Origin of the sequence: Amycolatopsis sp. NPDC006131 (assembly GCF_040614175.1) — a bacterium.
Lineage (GTDB): Bacteria > Actinomycetota > Actinomycetes > Mycobacteriales > Pseudonocardiaceae > Amycolatopsis_E > Amycolatopsis_E tucumanensis.
In genome coordinates this window covers 1-21,880 of record NZ_JBEXTX010000087.1, presented here as the reverse complement: position 1 = coordinate 21,880, position 21,880 = coordinate 1, and the positions used below count along the sequence as shown (strand labels likewise).

The 21,880-nt window shown below is 71.7% G+C and carries 24 protein-coding genes; 13 read left to right on the top strand and 11 right to left on the bottom strand.

All coding sequences use genetic code 11. The features are described from left to right. Positions 1-246: 246 nt before the first annotated feature. Positions 247-717, top strand: a complete 471-nt coding sequence (gene moaC, locus ABZ215_RS32490; protein ID WP_020416933.1) for a cyclic pyranopterin monophosphate synthase MoaC — start codon at positions 247-249, stop codon at positions 715-717. After that, positions 714-1,706, top strand: a complete 993-nt coding sequence (locus ABZ215_RS32485) for a molybdenum cofactor biosynthesis protein MoaE (protein ID WP_354954008.1) — start codon at positions 714-716, stop codon at positions 1,704-1,706. The genes moaC and ABZ215_RS32485 overlap by 4 nt, the downstream gene beginning before the upstream one ends. A 90-nt stretch (positions 1,707-1,796) precedes the next feature. Here ABZ215_RS32485 and ABZ215_RS32480 read toward each other — a convergent pair whose 3' ends face one another. The 3 genes from ABZ215_RS32480 to moaA all read right to left on the bottom strand — a co-directional run bounded on the left by ABZ215_RS32480 (position 1,797) and on the right by moaA (position 4,212). Then, complete coding sequence (locus tag ABZ215_RS32480; protein WP_020416931.1) at positions 1,797-2,444, bottom strand: transglycosylase family protein; 648 nt, start codon at positions 2,442-2,444, stop codon at positions 1,797-1,799. Between the two features lie 445 nt (positions 2,445-2,889). After that, on the bottom strand, positions 2,890-3,141 hold the full coding sequence (locus tag ABZ215_RS32475) for a MoaD/ThiS family protein (RefSeq protein WP_020416930.1): 252 nt from the start codon (positions 3,139-3,141) through the stop codon (positions 2,890-2,892). A 9-nt stretch (positions 3,142-3,150) separates the two neighbouring features. Continuing rightward, positions 3,151-4,212 carry a GTP 3',8-cyclase MoaA gene (gene moaA / locus ABZ215_RS32470; protein WP_354954006.1) on the bottom strand — a complete coding sequence of 354 codons (1,062 nt, stop codon included), beginning with the start codon at positions 4,210-4,212 and terminating at the stop codon, positions 3,151-3,153. A 102-nt stretch (positions 4,213-4,314) separates the two neighbouring features. Between moaA and ABZ215_RS32465 the strand changes: the two genes are divergently transcribed. The 8 genes from ABZ215_RS32465 to ABZ215_RS32430 are packed head-to-tail and all read left to right on the top strand — an operon-like array spanning position 4,315 to position 9,787. Next, positions 4,315-4,791 (top strand): MarR family transcriptional regulator, encoded by a 477-nt coding sequence (locus tag ABZ215_RS32465; RefSeq protein WP_039791268.1) that lies wholly within the window; start codon positions 4,315-4,317, stop codon positions 4,789-4,791. Positions 4,792-4,824: 33 nt separating this feature from the next. After that, a complete protein-coding gene (locus ABZ215_RS32460; protein ID WP_020416927.1) occupies positions 4,825-5,229 on the top strand; it encodes a helix-turn-helix transcriptional regulator in 405 nt (134 codons plus the stop codon). Further along, complete coding sequence (modA, locus tag ABZ215_RS32455) at positions 5,226-5,978, top strand: molybdate ABC transporter substrate-binding protein (RefSeq protein ID WP_354954004.1); 753 nt, start codon at positions 5,226-5,228, stop codon at positions 5,976-5,978. The genes ABZ215_RS32460 and modA overlap by 4 nt, the downstream gene beginning before the upstream one ends. 10 nt (positions 5,979-5,988) lie before the next feature. Next, complete coding sequence (locus ABZ215_RS32450) at positions 5,989-6,765, top strand: ABC transporter permease (RefSeq protein WP_020416925.1); 777 nt, start codon at positions 5,989-5,991, stop codon at positions 6,763-6,765. Further along, positions 6,762-7,838: an ABC transporter ATP-binding protein gene (locus ABZ215_RS32445; RefSeq protein ID WP_354954002.1), complete on the top strand. Its 1,077-nt coding sequence runs from the start codon at positions 6,762-6,764 to the stop codon at positions 7,836-7,838. Before ABZ215_RS32450 ends, ABZ215_RS32445 begins: the two co-directional genes overlap by 4 nt. Continuing rightward, positions 7,835-8,635, top strand: coding sequence for an HAD-IIA family hydrolase (locus ABZ215_RS32440; RefSeq protein WP_026153557.1), 801 nt, complete (start codon positions 7,835-7,837; stop codon positions 8,633-8,635). Before ABZ215_RS32445 ends, ABZ215_RS32440 begins: the two co-directional genes overlap by 4 nt. A 27-nt stretch (positions 8,636-8,662) precedes the next feature. Beyond that, entirely contained in the window at positions 8,663-9,469 is an 807-nt protein-coding gene (locus tag ABZ215_RS32435; RefSeq protein ID WP_020416923.1) for a metallophosphoesterase family protein, read from the top strand. Positions 9,470-9,472: 3 nt separating this feature from the next. Next, a complete protein-coding gene (locus ABZ215_RS32430; protein WP_354954000.1) occupies positions 9,473-9,787 on the top strand; it encodes a hypothetical protein in 315 nt (104 codons plus the stop codon). Here ABZ215_RS32430 and ABZ215_RS32425 read toward each other — a convergent pair. Beyond that, the gene (locus ABZ215_RS32425) at positions 9,784-10,425 is read right to left on the bottom strand and encodes a TetR/AcrR family transcriptional regulator C-terminal domain-containing protein (protein WP_354709291.1); all 642 of its coding nucleotides are present in this window, start codon (positions 10,423-10,425) and stop codon (positions 9,784-9,786) included. The genes ABZ215_RS32430 and ABZ215_RS32425 overlap by 4 nt on opposite strands. A 38-nt stretch (positions 10,426-10,463) precedes the next feature. Between ABZ215_RS32425 and ABZ215_RS32420 the strand changes: the two genes are divergently transcribed. Next, positions 10,464-11,906 carry an FAD-dependent monooxygenase gene (locus tag ABZ215_RS32420; protein WP_354953998.1) on the top strand — a complete coding sequence of 481 codons (1,443 nt, stop codon included), beginning with the start codon at positions 10,464-10,466 and terminating at the stop codon, positions 11,904-11,906. Here ABZ215_RS32420 and ABZ215_RS32415 read toward each other — a convergent pair. The 5 genes from ABZ215_RS32415 to ABZ215_RS32395 form a co-directional block, all read right to left on the bottom strand. Further along, entirely contained in the window at positions 11,896-12,540 is a 645-nt protein-coding gene (locus ABZ215_RS32415; RefSeq protein WP_354953996.1) for a response regulator transcription factor, read from the bottom strand. The two genes, ABZ215_RS32420 and ABZ215_RS32415, sit on opposite strands and share 11 nt — an antisense overlap. Continuing rightward, on the bottom strand, positions 12,528-13,739 hold the full coding sequence (locus ABZ215_RS32410; protein WP_354953994.1) for a sensor domain-containing protein: 1,212 nt from the start codon (positions 13,737-13,739) through the stop codon (positions 12,528-12,530). Before ABZ215_RS32410 ends, ABZ215_RS32415 begins: the two co-directional genes overlap by 13 nt. A 10-nt stretch (positions 13,740-13,749) precedes the next feature. Beyond that, positions 13,750-16,248 carry an ABC transporter permease gene (locus ABZ215_RS32405; RefSeq protein ID WP_354953992.1) on the bottom strand — a complete coding sequence of 833 codons (2,499 nt, stop codon included), beginning with the start codon at positions 16,246-16,248 and terminating at the stop codon, positions 13,750-13,752. Beyond that, complete coding sequence (locus ABZ215_RS32400) at positions 16,245-16,994, bottom strand: ABC transporter ATP-binding protein (protein WP_237336498.1); 750 nt, start codon at positions 16,992-16,994, stop codon at positions 16,245-16,247. Before ABZ215_RS32400 ends, ABZ215_RS32405 begins: the two co-directional genes overlap by 4 nt. An 88-nt stretch (positions 16,995-17,082) precedes the next feature. Continuing rightward, positions 17,083-18,267, bottom strand: coding sequence for an MFS transporter (locus ABZ215_RS32395; RefSeq protein ID WP_354954024.1), 1,185 nt, complete (start codon positions 18,265-18,267; stop codon positions 17,083-17,085). Positions 18,268-18,345: 78 nt separating this feature from the next. Here ABZ215_RS32395 and ABZ215_RS32390 point away from each other — a divergent pair, with 78 nt between their 5' ends. Next, positions 18,346-18,765 (top strand): MarR family transcriptional regulator, encoded by a 420-nt coding sequence (locus ABZ215_RS32390; RefSeq protein WP_020416914.1) that lies wholly within the window; start codon positions 18,346-18,348, stop codon positions 18,763-18,765. Here the strand turns inward: ABZ215_RS32390 and ABZ215_RS32385 are convergent. Both ABZ215_RS32385 and ABZ215_RS32380 read right to left on the bottom strand, forming a co-directional pair. Then, a complete protein-coding gene (locus ABZ215_RS32385; protein ID WP_020416913.1) occupies positions 18,753-19,154 on the bottom strand; it encodes a YccF domain-containing protein in 402 nt (133 codons plus the stop codon). The genes ABZ215_RS32390 and ABZ215_RS32385 overlap by 13 nt on opposite strands. After that, positions 19,154-19,915 carry a PhzF family phenazine biosynthesis protein gene (locus ABZ215_RS32380; RefSeq protein ID WP_354953990.1) on the bottom strand — a complete coding sequence of 254 codons (762 nt, stop codon included), beginning with the start codon at positions 19,913-19,915 and terminating at the stop codon, positions 19,154-19,156. The genes ABZ215_RS32385 and ABZ215_RS32380 overlap by 1 nt, the downstream gene beginning before the upstream one ends. Positions 19,916-20,000: 85 nt before the next feature. On the opposite strand from ABZ215_RS32380, the gene ABZ215_RS32375 reads away from it, so the two are divergent. Further along, the gene (locus ABZ215_RS32375) at positions 20,001-21,611 is read left to right on the top strand and encodes an AMP-binding protein (protein ID WP_354953988.1); all 1,611 of its coding nucleotides are present in this window, start codon (positions 20,001-20,003) and stop codon (positions 21,609-21,611) included. The last annotated feature ends 269 nt before the right edge of the window (positions 21,612-21,880 follow it).

Sequence of the window (21,880 nt, the reverse complement as noted above, 5' to 3'; positions counted from 1 at the left end):
TGCGGTTGGTGGTGCACGTGAGATGGCGTGGCCTGTGGGCTTCTGCCCGAGCCTCTCCGAGGCGAGGCCTGGAAATGTCGGACGACCGCTGCACGCCCCTTCGGGTGTCGCCGCGGGGCGGGGTGGGTCCGGGCCGCTGCTAAGGCCCTGTGGAACGCCCGCCCGGTCCTTCCGCATGCAGGCGGACTGCGGTGGCTCGGATGCCCCTTCACCGGGCGAGTGGGGCTCGGCGTTTAGCCTTGTCTCGTGAGTGAACTGAGCCACGTCGACGAGAAGGGCGCTGCCCGGATGGTCGACGTCTCCGGCAAGCAGGCCACCGCTCGGACGGCCGTCGCCACGGGGGTTGTGCACACCACCGCCGAGGTGATCGACCTGTTGTCGCGGGATGGGCTGCCCAAGGGCGACGCCCTCGCGACCGCGCGCATCGCCGGGATCATGGGCGCCAAGAAGGTGCCGGACCTGATCCCGCTCTGCCACCAGATCGCCCTGTCCGGCGTCAAGGTCGAGTTCGACCTCGGGCCCGCCGAAGTGCGCATCACGGCGACCGTCAAGACCACCGATCGCACCGGGGTCGAGATGGAGGCGCTCACCGCCGTCGCCGTCGCGGGGCTCACCGTGCACGACATGATCAAGGCCGTCGACCCCGCAGCCACCTTGGACGGGGTCCGTTTGGAGCGCAAGCTCGGCGGCAAGTCCGGCGTGTGGGAGCGGCCATGAGCAACGACAAGCGCACCGCGCGGGTGATCGTCGCGTCGAACCGGGCTTCGGCGGGTGTCTACGCCGACCACACCGGCCCGGTGATCGTCGCCTGGCTGGCCGAGCGCGGCTTCGACGTGCCGGAACCGCGGGTGGTGCCCGACGGCGACCCGGTCGCCCAGGCGCTGCGTGAGGCGCTCGACGACGACGTGCAGGTGGTCATCACGACCGGTGGCACCGGGATCTCGCCCACCGACCGCACGCCGGACGTCACGGCGCCGCTCCTGGACCACCAGCTGCCGGGCCTCGCGGAGGCGATCCGGTCCGCCGGACTGCCGAAGGTGCCGACCGCGGTGCTGTCCCGCGGCGTGGCCGGTGTCGCCGGCCGCACCCTCGTCGTGAACCTGCCCGGCTCACGCGGCGGGGTGAAGGACGGCCTCGGCGTGCTCGACGGGGTGCTCACGCACGCCGTCGACCAGCTCGCGGGCGGCGACCACCCGCGCCCGGCCACCGAAACAGCCGAAGCGCCCGCCGCCAAGACCCCGGAAACGAAGACCCCGGAAACGCCGACGGCCACCCAGGCGACCGCGCACATCGCGCGGGCCGAGGTGACCGATCAGCCGTTGTCCGTCGAGGAGCACGCGGCCCTCGTGGACGACCAGTCCGCCGGAGCGGTGGTGACCTTCGGTGGCGTCGTCCGCGACCACGATGGCGGCAAGGGCGTGAAGTCCCTGTTCTACGAGGGACACCCGAGCGCGGGCGATGTGCTCGCCCGCGTGGTCGCTCAGGTCGCCGGCCGCCGCAGCGGCGTGCGGACGATCGCCGTCAGCCACCGGATCGGAGCCCTGGAGATCGGGGACGTGGCACTCGCTTGCGCCGTGTCCGCCGACCACCGGGCCGAGGCCTTCGCCACCTGCGCCGAACTGGTCGACGAGGTGAAGGCCCAGTTGCCGGTGTGGAAGCACCAGCACTTCACCGATGGCACGGACGAGTGGGTCAACTCGCCCTGACGCAGGCGGGACGGGTGGAACCCGAACCGCCAGGGCGCCGGCGCCCCACCACCCGGGGGATTGCGGTGGGGCTGCCGGACACCCCCAGCGTCACTTCGTGGCGATCTTCTGCCCGACCAGGATCAGGTTCGGGTTCGAGATGTACTGCGAGTTCAGCTCCTGAAGCTTCTGGTAGCCGCCCTCGACGTTGAACTTCTTGGCGATCCCGGACAGCGTGTCGCCGGCCACCACGGTGTAGTCACCGTTCGGGTTGGAGGTCGGAACGCTCACGGCCGGAGCCGGGGTGCTCTTCTTCGGCGTGCTCTTCGGAGCGGTGGACTTCTTCGGCGTGGTGGCCTTCTTCTGGGTCGAGCCCTGGGTGTTCTTGCCCTTGTAGCTCGCCGAAGAACCGGCCTTCTTGCCGCAGACCGGCCAGGCGCCGATGCCCTGGCCCTGCAGGACGCGCTCGGCGACGGCGATCTGCTCCTCGCGGGAAGCGTTCGCCGCGCTGCCGGTGCCGCCGTAGGCCTTCCAGGTGCTGGCGGAGAACTGCAGACCACCGTAGTAGCCGTTGCCGGTGTTGGTGCTCCAGTTGCCACCGCTCTCGCACTGCGCGATGGCGTCCCAGTTGACGCTGGCGGCCTGCGCGGGGGTCGCGGCGATCGCCAGCGGGGTGCCGACCGCGAGACCCGCGACAGCGACGCGGGCGATGTTGCGAGCGGCGGGGGACATCTTGCGGTGCTTGCCTCGGTAGGACATTCCATCAACTCGGCTTTCGCACCGACGGGCCGAAGCTGCGAGGCGAACCCTCACGGGTCCTGCTCCACCCGGCGGGGTCCGGGCGAGCCAATCGGGCCTTCGCGAAAAACGCTCGGGTCCGACCCTCTCCGTCCCTGTCCGGAAAACCTTCTTTCGCTCGGGGTTTGGTCCGGGATTCCGCCGGACAGGGTTTGGCGCTCGGAATCCCGGTGTTGCCTTGGCCGGTCGGGGCCAGCCGAAAAGCGACGGTACGTAACGGCGAGCGTGATCGGAAATTATTCGAGGTGTGTCCTACATCACAGTAACATCGCGCAACCTATGCCGATCTCGTCGTTTCTCCTGGTCAGCGCGCCGTTACCTGGCCGTTTCCAAGTCGAGATATTTCACCGATCGTGAGGTCTGGATCACGTCGTTCTGGCACGGTTGGGCCAATCGTGAACCCCGTTCAACCGCCCGCGAAGGGCGGCAGGACGTCCAGTTCGGCCCCCTCCGGGAGGGGCCGCGAACGGTCGCGGACGGCCACCCCGTCGACGAGGAAGCTGGCCGCCTGGAGGATCCGCGGCAGGGTCTCCGGATGAAGATCACGGAGAGCGACGACGGCCTCGGCGACGGACGCGCCGGCAGGCAGCTGGAGTACCTCTTCTTCCACGCCCGCGGCCGCGCGCGCGGACGCGAAATACCGCACCCGGACGCTCATGGTCAAGATCTATCCCCCGATCGCGCTCATCGGCCGGATCGGCTGGGCGAAGCCGGCGTCGTTGATCTCGTGGCCGGCCAGCTTGCCCCACATCGTCGTGCGCCAGGCCTGGGCGATCGCCTCGTCGTCCGCCCCGCCGCGCAGCAACGCGCGCAGGTCCGTCTCGTCGTTGCTGAACAGGCACGACCGCACGGCCCCGTCGGCTGTCAGGCGCGTGCGCTCGCAGGCCGCGCAGAACGGGCGCGTGACCGACGCGATGATCCCGACGTCGCCCGGGCCGCCGTCGACGAGCCAGCGCTCGGCAGGCGCCCCGCCGCGCGCCTCCGGGCTCGGCGAGAGGGTGAACTCCTTGCTGAGCAAGGAAAAGATCTCCTCCGCCGTCACCATGTCCGCGCGGTTCCAGCCGTGCTGGGCATCCAGCGGCATCTGCTCGATGAACCGCAGGTGGTAGCCGTGGTCGAGGCAGAACCGCAGCAGCGGCGCGGCCTCGTGCTCGTTGATCCCGCGCAGCAGCACCGCGTTCACCTTGACCGGGTCCAGCCCCGCGTTCCGGGCGGCGGCGAGGCCGTCCAGCACGTGGCTCAGCCGGTCGCGCCGGGTGATCCGCACGAACGTCTCGGGATCGACGGTGTCGAGCGAGATGTTGATCCGGTCCAGGCCCGCTTCGGCGAACGCACGGGCGCGCTTGGCGAGCCCGATCCCGTTGGTGGTCATGGAAAGCCGGGGCCGGGGGCGCAACGCCGTGATCTCCCCGACCAGGTGCTCGAGCCCGGGCCGCAACAGCGGTTCGCCGCCGGTGAGCCGGATGTCGGTGACGCCGAGGCGTTCGACCGCTATCCGCAGCAGCCGCAGGAGCTCGCTGTCGGTGAGCACGTCGTCACCGGGCAGCCACGGCAGGCCCTCGGCCGGCATGCAGTACGTGCAGCGGAGGTTGCAGCGGTCGGTCAGCGACACGCGCAGATCCGTCGCGACGCGGCCGAACGTGTCGACGAGGGCGGGGTTGTCAGGGCGGGGCTGCGTGGTTCCGCGTGTGCCCGGCACGCGGGGGAGCCCGAGATCTACCGCACTCATTGACACCAGCCTAACCCGCCGACCACACCGTGGATCCTCACTAGAATGTCTCAGTAGCAGAGTGTTTCAACTGCGAAGACCACTTGGGAAGGGACGCGCCGGATGCCGGAGGAAAAAAGGTACCCGGTGCCCGGCGACGTGCTCGCCCGCTTCGCCGAGATCGGCCGGGAATCGAGCACCCTCGCCGTCCTCCGGCACGCCCAGATCGCCGAGAAGCTGGGGCTGTCCGCCACCGACCACAAGGCCCTCGACCTGGCCGCCCGCGCGGAGGGTCCGCTGACCGCGGGGGAGATCGCCAAGCTCACCGGCCTGTCCACCGGCGCGGTGACCGGCGTGATCGACCGGTTGGAGCGCGCGGGTTTCGTGCGCCGCGTGCGGGACGTCCGGGACCGCCGCAAGGTCCTCGTCGAGGTCCTGCCGCTGGACGAGGAGAAGATCGCGCCGCTGTTCGAGTCGGCGCTCGTGATCACCGAGAAGGTGCTGGAGAAGTTCAGCCCGGCCGAACGCGACGCGATCGAGCGGTACCAGAACGAACTGCTCGACCTCTTGCGTGCGGACGTTCTCGGGCAAACCCCATAGCTTTTCCGCAATTGCGGAAGTAATCTCGCCTCCATGCCGCAATTCCGGTTGTCCGAAGCCGCCGAGCTGCTCGGCGTCAGCGACGACACCGTCCGGCGCTGGGTGCGGGGCGGGCAGCTGGCCGCCACCACCGACGGCGCCGGCCGCAAGGTCGTCGACGGCGCGGAGCTCGCCGCCTTCGCGCGTGAGCAGGCCGCCCGTCCCAACGACCCCTCCGGTGTCGGGCGCTCCGCCCGCAACCGGTTCGTCGGCCTGGTCACCGACGTGGTCGTGGACAAGGTGATGGCCCAGGTCGAGCTGCAGTGCGGGCCGTTCCGCGTGGTGTCGCTGATGAGCGCCGAGGCGGTGCGGGAGCTGGACCTGAAGCCCGGATCGCTGGCGGTCGCGGTGGTGAAGGCGACCACCGTGGTCGTCGAGACTCCGGGAGGACAGAGTTGAAGAAGCTGGGCGCCCTCGTGGCCGCGGCCGTGCTGATGATCACCGGCTGCGGGTCGTCGTCGGGCGGGAGCGAGAGCCAGACGCTGACGGTGTTCGCCGCGGCCTCGCTCACCGAGTCGTTCACCGGGTTGAAGACGGCGTTCGAGTCGGCGCACCCGGGCACCGAGGTCAAGTTCAACTTCGCCGGCTCGTCCGCGCTGGTGCAGCAGCTGTCGAACGGCGCGCGGGCCGACGTGTTCGCCTCTGCCGACCAGACCAACATGGACAAGGCCGTGCAGGCCGGGGTGGTCGACGGCGCGCCGTCGGTGTTCGCGACGAACCGGCTGACCATCGCCGTCGCGCCGGGCAATCCGAAGGGCATCACGGGATTCGCCGACCTCGCGCGGGGCGGGCTGACCGTCATCGTCTGCACCCCGCAGGTGCCGTGCGGCTCCGCGGCGGAGAAGGTCGAGCGGAGCACCGGGGTGACGCTGCGGCCCGCCAGCGAGGAGCAGGACGTCAAGCAGGTCTTGAACAAGGTGCAGACCGGGGACGCGGACGCCGGCCTGGTCTACGTGACTGACGCGGCGAGCGCCGCGGGCAAGGTCGGCCGGGTCGACTTCCCGGAGGCGGCGCAGGCGGTCAACTCCTACCCGATCGCCGTCGTCAAGGACGCCCCGCAGGCCGGACTCGCGAAGCAGTGGGTCGAGTTCGTGCTGGGCGAGCAGGGCCGGGCCGAGCTGCAGAAGGCCGGTTTTGGCGCTCCGTAGGACCCGGCGGGTGCCGTGGGTTCTGTGGGTGCCCGCGGTGCTCGCCCTCGCGCTCGTCGTGCTGCCGGTGGTCGGCCTGCTCGTGCGGACCGACCTCCGTCGCCTGCCGGAGCTGATCGTCAGCGACGCCGCCCTCACCGCGCTGCGGTTGTCGCTGGAGACCGCGGCCGTGTCGACGGTGGCGTGCATCGTGCTCGGCGTGCCGCTGGCGGTCGTGCTCGCCCGCTCGACCGTCCGCGGGATTCGGGTGCTGCGCGCGGTCGTGCTGCTGCCGCTGGTCCTGCCGCCGGTCGTCGGCGGGCTCGCGCTGCTGTACCTGCTCGGCCGCAAGGGGTTCCTCGGCTACCTGCTGGGCGTGACGGCCGGGGTGCAGGTCCCGTTCACCACGGCGGCGGTGATCATCGCCCAGACCTTCGTCGCGATGCCGTTCCTGGTGGTGAGCCTGGAGGGCGCGCTGCGCAGCGGCGGCGACCGCTACGAGCAGATCGCCTCGACCCTGGGCGCCCGCCCGTGGACGGTGTTCCGGCGGGTCACGCTGCCGTTGCTGCTGCCCGCGCTCGGCTCGGGCGCGGTGCTCAGCTTCGCCCGCGCGCTGGGCGAGTTCGGCGCGACCATCACGTTCGCCGGCAGCTACGAAGGCGTGACGAGGACGTTGCCGCTGGAGGTCTACGTGCAGGCCGAGGCCGATGTGGACAGTGCGGTCGCGCTGGCGCTGCTGCTGATCGTCGTCGCGGTCGTGGTCATCGCGGTCGCCCGTCCGCGGGCGCTGGAGGGGACCGCCCGGTGAGCCTGCACGCCGAGATCGAGCTGACCCGCGGCACCTTCGCGTTGTCCGCGGAGTTCGACGTGCCCGCCGGGAGCGTGCTGGCGATCCTTGGCCCGAACGGCTCCGGCAAGTCGAGCATCCTGGGGTGCCTCGCCGGGCTGTTCCGCCCGGACCGGGCGGTGATCACCCTCGGCGGGCGGGAGTTGCACGACCTGCCCGCGCACGACCGGGCCGTCGGCCTGCTGTCGCAGGACGCGCTGCTCTTCCCGCACCTGTCCATTGTGGACAACGTGGCGTTCTCGCCGCGGTCCAAGGGAGCGGGGCGCGCCGAGTCGCGGGAGATCGCCCGGCGCTGGCTGGCCGAGGTGGACGCGGCCGAGTTCGCCGAGCGCAAGCCCGCGCAGCTCTCCGGTGGTCAGGCGCAGCGCGTCGCGGTCGCCAGGGCGCTGGCCGGGAACCCGGACCTGCTGCTGCTCGACGAGCCGCTGGCGGCGCTCGACGTCGACGCCGCTCCGGCCATCCGCGGCCTGCTGCGGCGGGTGCTCGCCGCCGACCCGCACCGCTCGACGGTGCTGGTCACCCACGATCCGCTGGACGCGCTGGCGCTGGCCGATCACGTCGTGGTGCTGGCCGCGGGCCGGGTGGTCGAACGCGGTCCGACGCGGGAAGTGCTGGCCGCGCCCCGAACGGCGTTCACCGCGCGGATCGCCGGGCTCAACCTGGTGCCCGGCACAGCGGTCGCCGAGGGGCTGCGGACCGCGGACGGCGGCCTGGTCGCCGGGATCCTGTCGCCGGACGCGGTCACCGGCGAACCGGCGGTCGCGGTGTTCGAGCCGAGCGCGGTGTCGGTCCACCCCGCCGAGGACGGGCACCCGGGCAGCCCGCGCAACACGATCGGGGCCGTCGTCGGCGCGCTCGAACCACACGGACCGGTGATCCGGGTCCGGGCCGCGGGCGAGGGCTGGGCGGACGGCCTGTCCGCCGATCTCACCCCGGCCGCGGTCGCTGACCTGCGCCTGGAGCCGGGTGTGCCGGTGCGGCTCGCGATCAAGGCCACCGCGGTGACGGTGCACCCGGCTAGTCTTCAGGCATGAGCCGTTGGACCTATCTGACCGACATGGACGGCGTGCTGGTGCACGAGGAGCACCTGGTGCCCGGCGCCGACGAGTTCCTCGCCGAGCTGCGGGCCAACGACACCCCGTTCCTGGTGCTGACCAACAACTCCATCTACACCCCGCGCGACCTGCGGGCCCGGCTGCTGCGCACCGGGCTGGACGTGCCCGAGGAACGCATCTGGACCTCCGCGCTGGCGACCGCGAAGTTCCTGCACAGCCAGCGGCCGGGCGGGTCGGCGTTCGTCATCGGCGAGGCCGGGCTGACCACGGCGCTGCACGAGGCCGGGTACGTGCTCACCGACCGCGACCCGGACTACGTGGTGCTCGGCGAGACCCGGACGTACAGCTTCACCGCGATCACCCGCGCCATCCGGCTCATCGAGGCCGGCGCGAAGTTCATCGCCACCAACCCGGACGCCACCGGGCCCAGCCTGGAGGGCAGCCTGCCCGCCACCGGGTCGATAGCGGCCCTCATCGAGCGGGCCACCGGGCGGCAGCCGTACTTCGTGGGCAAGCCGAACCCGCTGATGATGCGGTCGGCGCTGCGCAGCCTCGGCGCGCACTCCGAGGGCACGATCATGATCGGCGACCGGATGGACACCGACGTGCACTCGGGCATCGAGGCCGGGTTGCAGACGATCCTGGTGCTCACCGGCATCTCCACCAAGGAGTCGGCCGAGCGGTACCCGTACCGGCCGACGCTGGTGCTCGACTCGATCGCGGACCTGGTCGGCCGCACGCAGGACCCGTTCGGGGACGGGGCGGTGCTCACCTGACCTGCGGCAACCGCCTATCGTCGAGGGATGAGTGACCACCAGCGCACCTACGTCGTCGGCGACGTGCACGGGCACCGGGAACCGCTGGTGGCAGCGCTGCGCCGCGCCGGGCTGGTCGACGAGTCCGGCGACTGGTCCGGCGAGGACGCGCACCTGTGGTTCCTCGGCGACTTCGTCGACCGCGGCCCGGACGGGATCGGCGTGATCGACCTGGTGATGCGGCTGCACCGGCAGGCGGCCGAGGCAGGCGGGTCGACGCGGACGTTGCTGGGCAACCACGAGATCCTGCTGCTGGGCATGCACCGCTTCGGCGACACCGAGGTGCCGTCCGACTTCGGGCCGCGCAGCTTCGCCCGCAGCTGGGAGATCAACGGCGGGCAGCTGTCCGATCAGGACGCGCTGACCGACGAGCACGTCGAGTGGCTGACCAGCAGGCCGCTGATCGCGCACGCCGCCGGTCACCTGCTGATGCACTCGGACACCGTCGAATACCTCGACTGGGGCGACGACGCCGAGGACATCAACACCACCGTGCGCGAAATCCTGGTCGGCGACGACCTGGTGGAGTGGTGGGACGTGTGGCGCCGCATGACGACGCGCTACGCCTTCCGCGGCCCGCACGGCCCGGACATCGCCGACTACCTGCTGGAGCAGCTGGGCGGCGAGCGGATCGTGCACGGGCACAGCGTGATCGCCGACCAGCTCGGCATCCACCCCAGCCAGATCGAGGCGCCCTACCTGTACGCCGGCGGGAAGGTGCTGGGCATCGACGGCGGGCTGTTCGTCGGCGGGCCCTGCCTGGTGGTGCCGCTGCCCTGGAAGCCGGAGGACTGACCGGTGGGGGTGGAGCTGGAACTCCACGCCGGCCGTCCCGCACGCGACGGATCGTCGCTCCTGCGCGGATCCTACGAGCACGGCGAGGCGCTGGCCCGGGTGCTGGACGGTGTCGACACGGGCAGGTTGAGCTGGGTGGACCCGTACGGTGACACGATGTTCAACGAGCAGGTGGCGGAGGCTGCGATGCCGCAGGTTTCCGCGCTGCTGCGGGACTGCACCGACCCCGCGGCCCGCGCCGCGCTGACCGATCTCGCCGGGATGCTCGAAGCGTGCGCGGCCACGCCCGGCAGCTACCTGTGGTTCATGGGGGACTAACGCAGGTACGTGGTGCGGAGGCCGGTCAGGATGAGGCGCAGTCCGGCTTCGAAGGCGGCGTCGGTGTCCGGCGCGAAGATGTGGCCGACCATGCTCGCGGTGAGCGGGAACTGTTCGCGGTCGATGGATCGCTCCAGGCGGCCCGGTTCGTACGGGTTGTCTTCGCCGTAGGCGGTGCCCGTGCGGGCTTGTTCCTCGATCGTGAAGCCGATCGTGTAGTGCAGCAGCGCGGGGTAGCCCTCCGCCGCGTCCGCCGCCGAGAAACCCGCGTCCCGCAGTGTGCGCAGCGTGAGTTCGACCGTGCGGAACATCCCGGGGTGCGTGGTGTTCGTGCCGGCCAGGACGCGCGCCCCGTCGCGGTAGCGCAGCATCGTGCGCCGCAGGCGGCGGGCGCCGTCGGCCAGCCAGTCCTCCCAGGACACCCCGGCGCCTGGCGCTTCGAGCCCTCCGGTGGCTTCCAGGTACATCGTGGTGGCCATCGCGTCCAGTAGTTCCTGCTTGTTCTTCACGTGCCAGTACAGGGTCGGCGCCCGCACGCCGAGTTCCGTCGCGACCAGCCGCATCGTGAGCCCGTCGAGGCCGACGTCGGTGAGCAGTCGCAGCGCCGTCCGCGCGATGACCTCCGGATTGATCGCCATGGCTTGACACTCTAACATAGCTAGGGAACTCTCTAATCATGTTAGAGAACGTGGTGATCGCCGGCGGCGGGCCGACCGGTTTGATGCTCGCCTGTGAACTGCGGCTGGCCGGGGTCGACGTGACCGTGCTGGACCGCCTGCCCGGCCGCAGCGGCGAATCGCGCGCGGGCGGGTTGCACGCGCGCACCCTGGAGGTGCTGGACCAGCGGGGCGTCGCCGACCGGTTCCTCGCCGCCGGCCGTCCGATGCAGGTGGGCCACTTTTCGGGGCTGTGGCTGGACTTCAGCCGCCTGCCGACCCGGTACCCGTTCCTGCTGAACCTGTTGCAGGCCGACGTGGAGCGGCTGCTGGAGCAGTGGGCCGCCGAGCTGGGCGTGCGGGTGCGGTGGTCGTCCGAGGTGACCGGGTTCCGGCAGGACGCGACCGGCGTCGAGGTGGCGCTGGCGGACGGTGTCACCATCGAGGCGGCCTACCTGGTCGGCTGCGACGGCGGGCGCAGCGCCGTCCGCAAGCTCGCCGGCATCGGCTTCCCCGGCACGCCCGCGACCCTGACCGCGCTGCTCGGCGACGTCGAGCTGACCGACCCGCCCGGCGAGCCGGTCTTCATGCGCCGCACCGAGCACGGCGACTTCTCGGTGCTGGGCTTGCAGCCGGGCTGGTACCGGGTCATGACCACCCGCTACGACCGCGTGGCCGGCCGGGACGAGCCGGTCACGTTCGAGCAGTTGCGCGAGTCGCTGATCGAGATCGCGGGCACCGACTTCGGCATGCACAGCCCCCGCTGGATCTCCCGCTACGGCGACGCCGCGCGACAGGCCGAGCAGTACCGGCGCGGCCGCGTGCTGCTCGCCGGCGACGCGGCGCACATCCACTTCCCGGCGGGCGGGCAGGGCCTGAACACGGGTGTGCAGGACGCGGTCAACCTCGGCTGGAAGCTGGCCGCGGTCGTCCGCGGTCACGCGCCCGAGGCCCTGCTCGACACCTACCACGCGGAACGGCACCCCGTCGGCGAACGGCTCCTGCACAACACCCGCGCGCAGACCGCGTTGAGCCGGCCGGGTGCGCACGTCGACGCCCTGCGGGAGGTGTTCGCCGGCCAGATCGCGATCGAGGAGGTGAACTCCGCACTCGCCGGCATGATCACCGCGCTCGACGTCCGCTACCCGCTCGGCGACGGGGATCCCTTGCTGGGACTGCGGATGCCGGACCTCGACCTCGTCACCGAACACGGCGCGACCCGGCTGTTCACGCTGCTGCACGCGGGCCGGGCGGTGCTGCTGGACCTCGCAGGCGACCCGGAGCCGGCGGCCGCCGCGCGGGATTGGGACGACCGGCTCGACGTCGTCGTGGCCAAGGGCCCGTCCGGCTTCCCGCCGGCCGTCCTCATCCGCCCCGACGGCCACGTGGCGTGGACGGCCGCACCGGGTGTCGACGGACTTCGGGCCGCCTGCGCCAAGTGGCTGGGGCCCGTCACTGGTTGAGGTAGGCGAGGACCGCCCGCACCCTGCGGTGGGTGTCGTCGGACGGGGGCAGGTCCAATTTGGTCAGGATGTTGCCGATGTGCTTTTCCACCGAGGCCGGTGCGAGCACCAGTTCAGCGCAGATCGCCGAGTTCGACAGCCCCTGCGCGACCAGCCCGAGCACCTCGCGTTCGCGCGCCGTGAGCGCGGCGATGCCCTGGTCGCCGGTGTTGCGCGCGAACAACTGCCGCACCACCTCGGGGTCCATTGCGGTGCCGCCCGCGGCCACGCGCTCCAGCGCGTCGAGGAAGTCGTCGAGCGCCGTCACGCGGTCCTTGAGCAGGTAACCGACCGCGCCCTGGCCGTCGGCGATCAGCTCGGCGGCGTACACGCGCTCGACGTACTGGGACAGGATCAGGATCGGCGTCCGCGGCTCGCGCCCGCGGATGGACAGGGCCGCCCGCAGGCCTTCGTCCCGGAAGCCCGGCGGTAGCCGCACGTCCACGATGGACACGTCCGGTCGGTGCTCCGCCACCGCCGCTTCCAGTTCCGACGCCGTCGCGACGGCCGCGACGACGTCGTGGCCGGTGTCGGTCAGCATCCGCACCAGCCCGTCACGCAACAGCAGCAGGTCTTCGGCGATCACAACGCGCATGGCAACTCCGCTCGGACGGTGGTCGGCCCGCCTGCCGGGCTGGTGACCGACATCGTGCCGTCGAGCGCCTCGACCCGGCGGCGCAGGCCGTCGAGTCCGGCTCCGGTCTGGTCGGCGCCGCCCCGGCCGTCGTCGCGGACCGTGAGGGACAACGTGTCTCCGGTGCGGGAGATGCTGATGGTGCAGGCGTCCGCGCCGGCGTGCTTCACGACGTTCGCGAGCCCTTCCGCGGCGACGAAGTAGGCCGCCGATTCGACCGCGGGCGGGAGGTCGCCCAGCTCGTCCGCGCGGACCTCGACGGGCAGGGGCGCGTCGCCCGCGAGCGCGGCGAGTGCGGCCACCAGCCCGCGGTCGGTGAGGATCGGCGGGTGGATGCCGCGGACCAGACGGCGCAGTTCGGCCAGTGCCTCGTCGAGCTGCCGCCGAGCGTTGCGGAGGTCGTCCCCGGCCGGGCGGAGCTTGCGCTCGGCGAGCGCGAGGGTCATGCCGGCGGCGACGATGCGGGCCTGCGCGCCGTCGTGCAGATCGCGCTCGATCCGCTTCAGCTCGGCGGCTTGCGCGTCGACCACGCGGCGACGGGTGACGGCCAGCTCGCGGGCGCGGCGCGCGAGCCGTTGCCGGGGGCCGGCTTCCAGCAGCACCGCCGCGGCACGGGCCTGCAGGTTGGCCGCGGTGGTCACGAGCGGCCACACGACCGGCGCCAGCACCAACCCGATGCCGGTGAGCGCGAACCGGCCGCCGACGGTGTTGAACAGCCAGTCCACCACGGGCGGCAGGTACGGGTTGGGCACCGACCACAGCCACAGCGGCGCGAGGATCGTCGCGAGGTCGACGACCCCGGCGACCAGGCCGGCCAGCCCCGCGAGCCCGGCCGGGAACAAGGACAGCAACCACGCCAGGTCGCGCCAGGTGGCCGGCTCGCGGACCAGCGCGCGCCCCCGGCGCCACGGGTTCCCGCGCAACGGAGCCGGATACGGCGATTCGACGCGCCGCCCGAGCACCAGCGCCGCCCGCCACCGCTCGAACTCCGCGATCCGCCGGGTGCCCCAGGTGACCGCGAGGAACGCGGGCGGGGCGAGGTAGGTGAACGACAGCACGCCGCTGACCAGCGTGGTGACCAGGGCCCACGCGAAGGTCGCGGGCCCCAGCAGCAGGCTGGTCAGCAGGTGGGCCATCGCACGCGCCCCACGGCGGATCACGGTGATCAATCTAGCCGTCGGCACGGGCGGCGCCGGAGGGCAGCGACCGGGGGCGGATCACCACGCGGGCCGGGACGATCCCGGCGATCGCGCCGAGCAGGCCGACCCCGCCGAGCAGCGCCAGGTACCGCAGCGGCTCGGCGAACAGCCGCCACTGACCGTCCTGCGCGACGCTGAACGTGCCGACCACCGCACCGCTGAGCAAACCACCCAGCACCAGCGCGACCACCACGGTGATGAGCGTTTCGCGGTCGAGCATGCGGTGCAGTTGCCTCGGGGTGGCACCGGCCAGGCGCAGGTCGGCGAACTCCCGGCGGCGTGCCCCGGTCGCGATGGCGAAGGTGTTGACGACGGCGATCGCGGTGAAACCGAGCGAGATGGCCACCATCAGCTCCCACGCCGCCTGCTGGTTCTGGACGTCCGCCGCACCGGCCCGCGGATCCGTGACGGGCGCCGCCGGCCACCGGTGTTCGACCGCGGCGACGAGGCCGGGGGTGCCGCGCAGGTACAAGGAGGTGACGAGACCGCGTGGATCGTGCGCGGCGACGAGGTCGGCGGGCAGCACCAGGTCACCGAAGCCGCGCCAGTTCGCGTAGACGGCGACGACGGTCAGCTCGGTCCGCGTGCCGTCGGCGAGCCAGAACACCGGCCGGTCGCCGACGTGCCAGCCGCGCGCCTCCGCGAGCGGTTCGCTCACGGCGACCGTCCCGTCCCGCAGTGCCAGTTCCCCGTGCCGCACACCGAGATCGACGGCAGGCTCACCCGTGGTCCGCAAGCCCTGCGCGGCGTAGTCCTCGGGCTTGCCCTCCTGGTTGACGACGACCCGCGTCGCCAGCGTCGCGGCTGAGCCGGTGACCTCGGGCAGGGCCGCGACCTCGGTGGCGGTCCCGAGCGGCATGGCCGCGGCGACCCGGACCGTCGCCGGCGCCGTGCGCGCGGCCTGCTGGTCGCCGGTCACTTCGGTGAGGATGTCGCCGTTGAGCAGCATCGTGCCGTTGATCGCGAACATCAGCGTCAGCGGGATCGCGACGCCGACGACGCGCCTGCTGTCGGCGCGGGTCATCGCGCTCGCCAGCCTGCCGGTGGCGCCGGCGACCCCGGCCACCCTGGCCACCACCGCGGTGAGGGGACCGACGACGAGCGGCCCGAGCGCGGCGGCCGCGCACAGCAGCAGCGAGCAGGAGATGAACCCCATCCCCATGCCGAACGGGCCGCCGAGCGGCACCAGGCTCAGCACGGCCACGGCACCGGCGGTCAGGACGGTCGCGAGGACGATCCGTGGCGCCTTGCCGACCCGGCCTGCCGTCACGGTTTCCCGCAGCGCCTGCGTCGGAGCGATTCGCACCGCCCGACGGGCCGCGATCGCCGTGGCCAGCACCGTCACCGCGAGGCCCAGCACGACCGCGGCGATCAGCACGACCGCGTTGAGCGACACGGTGAACTGCGGTGGCACCGCGCCGAGGTCGCGGAACCGGGCGGCCACCAGCTCGGCCACCACGATCCCGCACGGCAGGCCGGGCACGGCCGCGGCCAGCGTCACCAGCGTGATTTCCAGCCTCAGCATCCGGCGCAGCTGCCGGGGCGTGGCGCCCGCGGCGCGCAGCAGGGCGAGTTCCCGCAGCCGCTGCTGGACAGCCAGCGACACCGTGCCGGTCAGCACGAACACCGCCGCGAAGCCGGTGATGCCGAGGACGAACCCGAAGATGGAGATCGCGCCGATGTAGTCGGGGACCGCGCCGGGGAGATCGGCGGTGACCCGGTCCGCTCCCGTGTGGACGGTGGCGGTGCCGCGGACCCGCTCGCCCAGCGCCGCCAGCGCGGTCCCGGTGTCCACGCCCGGCTCCAGGCGCACCGCGACCGCGGTCGGGCCGGGCAGCCCGGACAGCGCGGCGACCTGCTCGTCGGCGGCGAACACCGCCGCCTGTCCCGGCACGTCCCCGTCGACCACGCCGGCCACCAGCAGGTCGTGCACGCCGGTGCGGGTGGTCAGCCGCACGGACTGGCCGACGGGCACCCCGAACGCGGCCTGCAGCACCACTTCGCCCGGACGCGGCGCGGAACCTTCCCGCAGTGGGTAGGGCGTCAGCGCGGCCGAGGACCAGCCGTGCGCGACGCTCGCCGCGTCCGGCGCCCGCACCGGCTCGCCGCCGAGGTCGAGCGCCACCGGGAACGCGTAGTCCGCGACGGCGGCGGCCACCCCGGGCACCGTCGCCAACTCCCCGGTCAGCCCGGCCGGTAGCGGTTCGGCACCGGTGAGCCGTTCCTCCTTTGTCTTGGTCTTGACCTTGTCGCCCTTGTCGGTGGCGGTGGTCAGCACGACCGACCGGTCACCCGCGACCATCGCGTCCGCGGCGGCGAACCGGTTCCCGCCGGGTCCCTGGGTCAGTACCGACCACAGCAGCAGCCCGCTGCCGGCGATCAGCGCGATCGCCAGGAACGCGGTGAGGAACGTGCCCACGAACGACCCGAGCCGGTGCCGCACGCCGGCCGCGGCGAGTTTGCGCATCATCGGGTCAGCTCCATCATCCGCGCCGACACCTGCTCGGCGGACGGCGCGGCCAGCTCGCCTGCGACCCGGCCGTCGGCGAGGAACACCGCGCGGTCGGCCCACGCGGCCGCGGCCGGGTCGTGCGTCACCATCACGATCGTCGCGCCCAGCTCGTCGACGAACCGGCGCAGCAGGCCCAGCACCTCGCGCCCGGTGGACAGGTCCAGCGCACCCGTCGGCTCGTCCCCGAAGATCACCTCCGGCCTGCCGGCCAGCGCGCGGGCGAGCGCGACCCGCTGCTGCTGCCCGCCCGACAGCTGACCCGGCCGCGCCTTCTCCCGCCCGGCCAGGCCCACCCGGGTCAGCAGTTCCCGTGCCCACTCGCGGTCCGGCCGGACGCCGGCGAGCCGCTGCGGCAGCAACACGTTGTCCCACACCGAAAGCGAGTCGACGAGGTTGAACGACTGGAACACGAACCCGACGTGGGCGCGCCGGACCGCGGTCAGCTTCGGCTCACGCAGGGTCGCGACGTCACGTCCGGCCAGCACGACCCGGCCCGACGTCGGCCGGTCCAGGCCCGCCGCGCAGTGCAGCAGCGTCGACTTGCCCGACCCGGAGGGCCCCATCACCGCCGTGAACGTCCCGCGGGTGAACCCCGCGGTGACGCCGTCGAGCGCCCGCACCCCACCGGGATGCACCTTCGTCACCTCGAGCAGCTCGACCACTTCCCGCGGCGGAGCGTCCATCGAATTCCGTACCAGCACCATGGGAAAGATCCTGGTCGCGGGCGGGTCCGGGCCCCACCGGGCGGGCAATGATCTCCCGGGTAGGGCTGGCCCTACCCCGCGGCCGCGATCAGGGCCGGTGGTTCGCCTCCGTGCCACGGTCGACCGGCACGTCACTGGTCGAGTCGCGGCGCAGCATCGCCAGCGCGATGCCCAGACCCGCCAGCGTGACGGCGGCCGCGGCCGGGTAGAGCGCTTCCGCGCCGGCGCCGGTCAGCAGCTGTCCGCCCAGCCACCCGCCGAACGCGGCGGCGAGCTGGAAGCCGGAGGCGTTGACCGCGATGGCGAGCGTCGGCGCGGCTCCCGCGGCGGTGAGCACGCGCGTCTGCATGCCGGGGATGATCGCGAACGCCAGCGCGCCGAGCACGAACGTCAGGATCGCCGCTGCCACGCGGTTGTCGCCGGCGATCCAGAACAGCAGCAACGTGACGGCGAGGGCGGCGAGCATCCAGGCGAGCGACGGCATCAGCGCGCGGTCGGCGAGCCGTCCGCCGAGCAGGTTCCCGAGCACCGCCCCGGCTCCGTACACGAGCAGCAGTACCGGCACGGCGTCCGCGCCGAAGCCGCTCACGTCGGTCAGCAGTGTCGCGATGTAGGTGAAAACCGTGACGGCGCCGAGGTTTCCCACCGCGGTCAGGAGGATGCCGAGCTGCACCTCGCGGTCGGTGAGGACCCGCAGTTCCCCGGCGGCCGACGCGCCGGCCGCCGGGAACGCCGGGACGGAACGCAGCACCAGCATGAGCGCGAGGAGCGTGATCGCCGCGACCGCGACGAAGGTGGACCGCCAGCCGAAGTGGTGCCCCACGAACGTGCCCAGTGGTGTGCCCAGGACGATCCCGAGGTTCATCCCCAGCGCGACCTTCGCGATCATGCTCGGCTGCCGGCCCGGCGCGGCCATCGCCGCCGTGGTGGCGATCGCGACCGCGAAGAACGTGGCGACGACCAGGCCCGCGACGAACCTCGCCAGCAGCAGGACGGCGTACCCCGGCGCGAGGGCCGATCCCAGGTTCCCCAGCACGGACACCACGACGAGGCCGGTGATCAGCGGTTTCCGGCCGACGCGCGCGGTGAGGGCGGTGAGGACCGGGCCGCCCACGATCATCCCCGCGGCGTAGGCGCTGACCAGCAGACCGGCCGACGGGACGGACACGGACAGGCCGGCTGCGACGTCCGGCACGAGACCGGCGATCACGAACTCGCCGGTGGTGAGCCCGAAGACGACGAGCATCAGCGAGAAGACGGGCAACGGCACCACGACCCCCAAGTGATTCGAACTGTAATAATGCTAGTCAGAACTATCACAGTTCGGAACACCGTCGCTAGACTCGGGATCATGGTGGACGCCGGGATCGACCGCGACGTGTGCAAGCTCGTGCACGAGTTCGCGCGACGGCTGGACGTGCACGTGCGGCGGGTCGGCGAGGAGGTCGGCCTGACCCCGACGCAGGTCGTCGCCCTGCGCGAGTTGTCGGAGCCGATCACGGCGCGGGAGCTGGCGAGCCGGATGTCGTGCGAGGCCTCGAACGCGACGTTCGTCGTCGACCGGCTCGAGGAGCAGGGCCTGGTTCAGCGCAGGCCGCACCCGACCGACCGGCGGGCCAAGGAGATCGTGCTGACGGCCGCCGGGCGTGACGCGCGGGCGGGCGTGCTCGACCGCCTCGACCGCGCTTCGCCGCTGGTCTCACTCGGCCGGGAGCAGCAGGAGCAGCTGGTCGAGTTGCTGCGCGAGCTCGTCGGGCCTCAGGGGCGGTAGTACGCCTCGGTGCCGCGGTCGACCGGCACGATCGCCTTGCCAAGGGGCATCAGCGAAACCGGGATCAGTTTGAAGTTCGCCAGCCCGAGCGGGATCCCGATGATCGTGACGCACAGGGCGATCCCGGTGAGGACGTGTCCGATCGCGAGCCAGATGCCCGCGAAGATGATCCAGATGACGTTGCCGATCAGCGACCCGACACCGGCGCCGCGGCGGTCGACGATCGTGCGGCCGAACGGCCACAGCGCGTAGTTCGCGATGCGGAACGACGCGATGCCGAACGGGATCGTGATGATCAGGATGCAGCAGACGATCCCCGCCACCACGTACGCGAGGGCCATCCAGAAGCCGGCGAAGACCAGCCAGATCAGGTTCAGGATGATGCGCATCAGGCGTGCAGCTCCCCACTGACTACGGTGACGGCCTGTCCGGACAGCGTCACCCGATCCCCGTTCACCAGGACCCGGACGATCCCGCCGCGTTCCGACGCCTGCTCGCCGACGAGCTTGACCCGCCCCAGTTTCTCCGCCCAGAACGGCGCCAGCAGGCAGTGCGCCGATCCGGTCACCGGGTCCTCCGGCACGCCGACGGCGGGCCCGAAGACGCGGCTGACGAAGTCCACGTCGTCCCGGTCGCCGGGCGCGGTGACGATCACGCAGCGGGCGTCCCACCCCGCGATGACGTCGAGGTCCGGCTTCAGCTCACGGACCTGGGCGGCGTCGGTGGCCTCGACCAGGATGTCCCACTTGCCGCGGGCGACGCCCGCGATCGTCACGCCCGGCAACGCGTCCAGGACGTCGTCGTCGGCGGCGCGTGGCGGGTCGTTCGGGAAGTCCATGCTGACCCACCCGTCGGCGGCGCGGGTGCGCAGCTCGCCGCTGCGGGTGGTGAACACCTGCTCGCCGCCGAGGACGTGCCCGGCGGCGAGGGTGGCGTGCCCGCACAGGTCGACCTCGACCGTCGGCGTGAACCAGCGCAGCGGCTTCGGGCCGTCGCAGGTGACGTCGACGAACGCCGTCTCCGAGTGCCGCAGCTCAGCGGCCACCGACTGCATCCACGCCGGGTCGGCAGGCTCGTCGAGCAGCACCACTCCGGCGGGGTTGCCCGCGAACGGGGTGCCGGTGAACGAGTCGACGATCGAGAGCCGCATGCCACCCACTCTAGGGGGTGTCCGGGATGAGCCGGGATTTCTAAACTCGGTCACAGTCAGTGTCGACAGCGTCCGAGGAGGCGTCATGCCAGCCGTGCCGAGTTATGCGTCGGGTATCTCCGAGGTGCCCTTGCTGGGTGACACGATCGGTGACAACTTCGACCGGACCGTGGCCGCGTTCGGCGACCGGGACGCGCTGGTGGAGTACGCGTCGGGCCGCCGGTGGACCTACCGCGAGCTGGCCGCCGAGGTCGACGCGCTGGCCGCCGGCCTGGCTGGGCGCGGCATCGGCAAGGGCGACCGGGTGGGGATCTGGTCGCCGAACTGTGCCGAGTGGACGTTCCTGCAGTACGCGACGGCGAAGATCGGCGTGGTGCTGGTCAACATCAACCCCGCCTACCGGTCGCACGAGCTGGAGTTCGTGCTGAACCAGGCCGGGGTGAAGATGCTGGTCGCGGCCCGCACGTTCAAGACGTCCGACTACGCGGCGATGATCGAGGAGGTCCGGCCGCGGTGCGCCGCGCTGGAGCAGGTGGTGCTGCTGGGCTCGGACGAGTGGTCGGAGTTGATGGAGTCCGGGCGGGGCAAGGCGTTGCCGGAGGTCGGCCTGTCCGCCGACGACCCGATCAACATCCAGTACACCTCCGGCACGACGGGCTTTCCGAAGGGCGCGACCCTGTCGCACCACAACATCCTCAACAACGGCTTCTTCGTCGGCGAGCTGTGCCACTACACCGAGGCGGACCGGGTGTGCATCCCGGTGCCGTTCTACCACTGCTTCGGGATGGTGATGGGCAACCTCGCGGCCACCACCCACGGGGCGTGCATGGTGATCCCGGCGCCGTCGTTCGAGCCGAAGGCCACGCTGCAGGCAGTGGAGGCGGAGCGGTGCACGTCCTTGTACGGGGTGCCCACGATGTTCATCGCAGAGCTGGCCGAACCCGGCTTCGAGGACTACGACCTGAGCAGCCTGCGAACCGGCATCATGGCGGGCTCGCCCTGCCCGGTCGAGGTGATGAAGCAGGTCATCGAGCGGATGGGCATGGCAGAGGTGTCCATTTGCTATGGCATGACGGAAACTTCGCCGGTGTCGACGCAGACCCGGTCGGACGACTCGATCGAGCGGCGGGTGTCGACCGTCGGACGGGTCGGGCCGCACCTGGAGGTCAAGATCGTCGACCCGGAGACCGGGCTGACGGTGCCGCGCGGCGAGCCGGGCGAGCTGTGCACCCGGGGCTACTCGGTCATGCTCGGGTACTGGGACCAGCCGGACAAGACGGCCGAGGTGATCGACAAGGCGAGGTGGATGCACACCGGCGACCTCGGCGTGATGGACGACGAGGGCTACATCCAGATCACCGGGCGCATCAAGGACATGGTCATCCGCGGCGGCGAGAACATCTACCCCCGGGAGATCGAGGAATTCCTCTACACGCACCCGGATGTGCTGGACGCCCAGGTGATCGGCGTGCCGGACCAGCGCTACGGCGAAGAGCTGATGGCGTGGATCCGGATGCGCGAAGGAGCCCAGCCGCTGACGGCGGAGTCGCTGCGGGAGTTCTGCACGGGGAAGCTGGCGCACTACAAGATCCCGAAGTACGTGCACATCGTGGACGAATTCCCGATGACCGTGACCGGCAAGGTCAGGAAGGTCGAAATGCGAGAGAAGGCACTGAAGATCCTCGACCTGGACTAACGAACAAAACCGCCACCCGGCAACGCAAAGCAGCCGACTACCCCAACCAGACCTCCCCCGCCCCCGATCCACAGCCTGCTTTTAGTCGCCGATCAGGCGTGTCAAGGTACTCTTTCCCGCCTTGACACGGCTGCTCGGCGACTGAAACACAATCAGGCATCGGGGGCGGGGGTGGTCGTAAGGTGACCGTTCGAGCGCCGTGAGGCGCTGTTTCCGCGCGCAGGCGCGGGTTTAAAGATCAAAAGAGTCCTCGCCGGACGGGCAGGCTC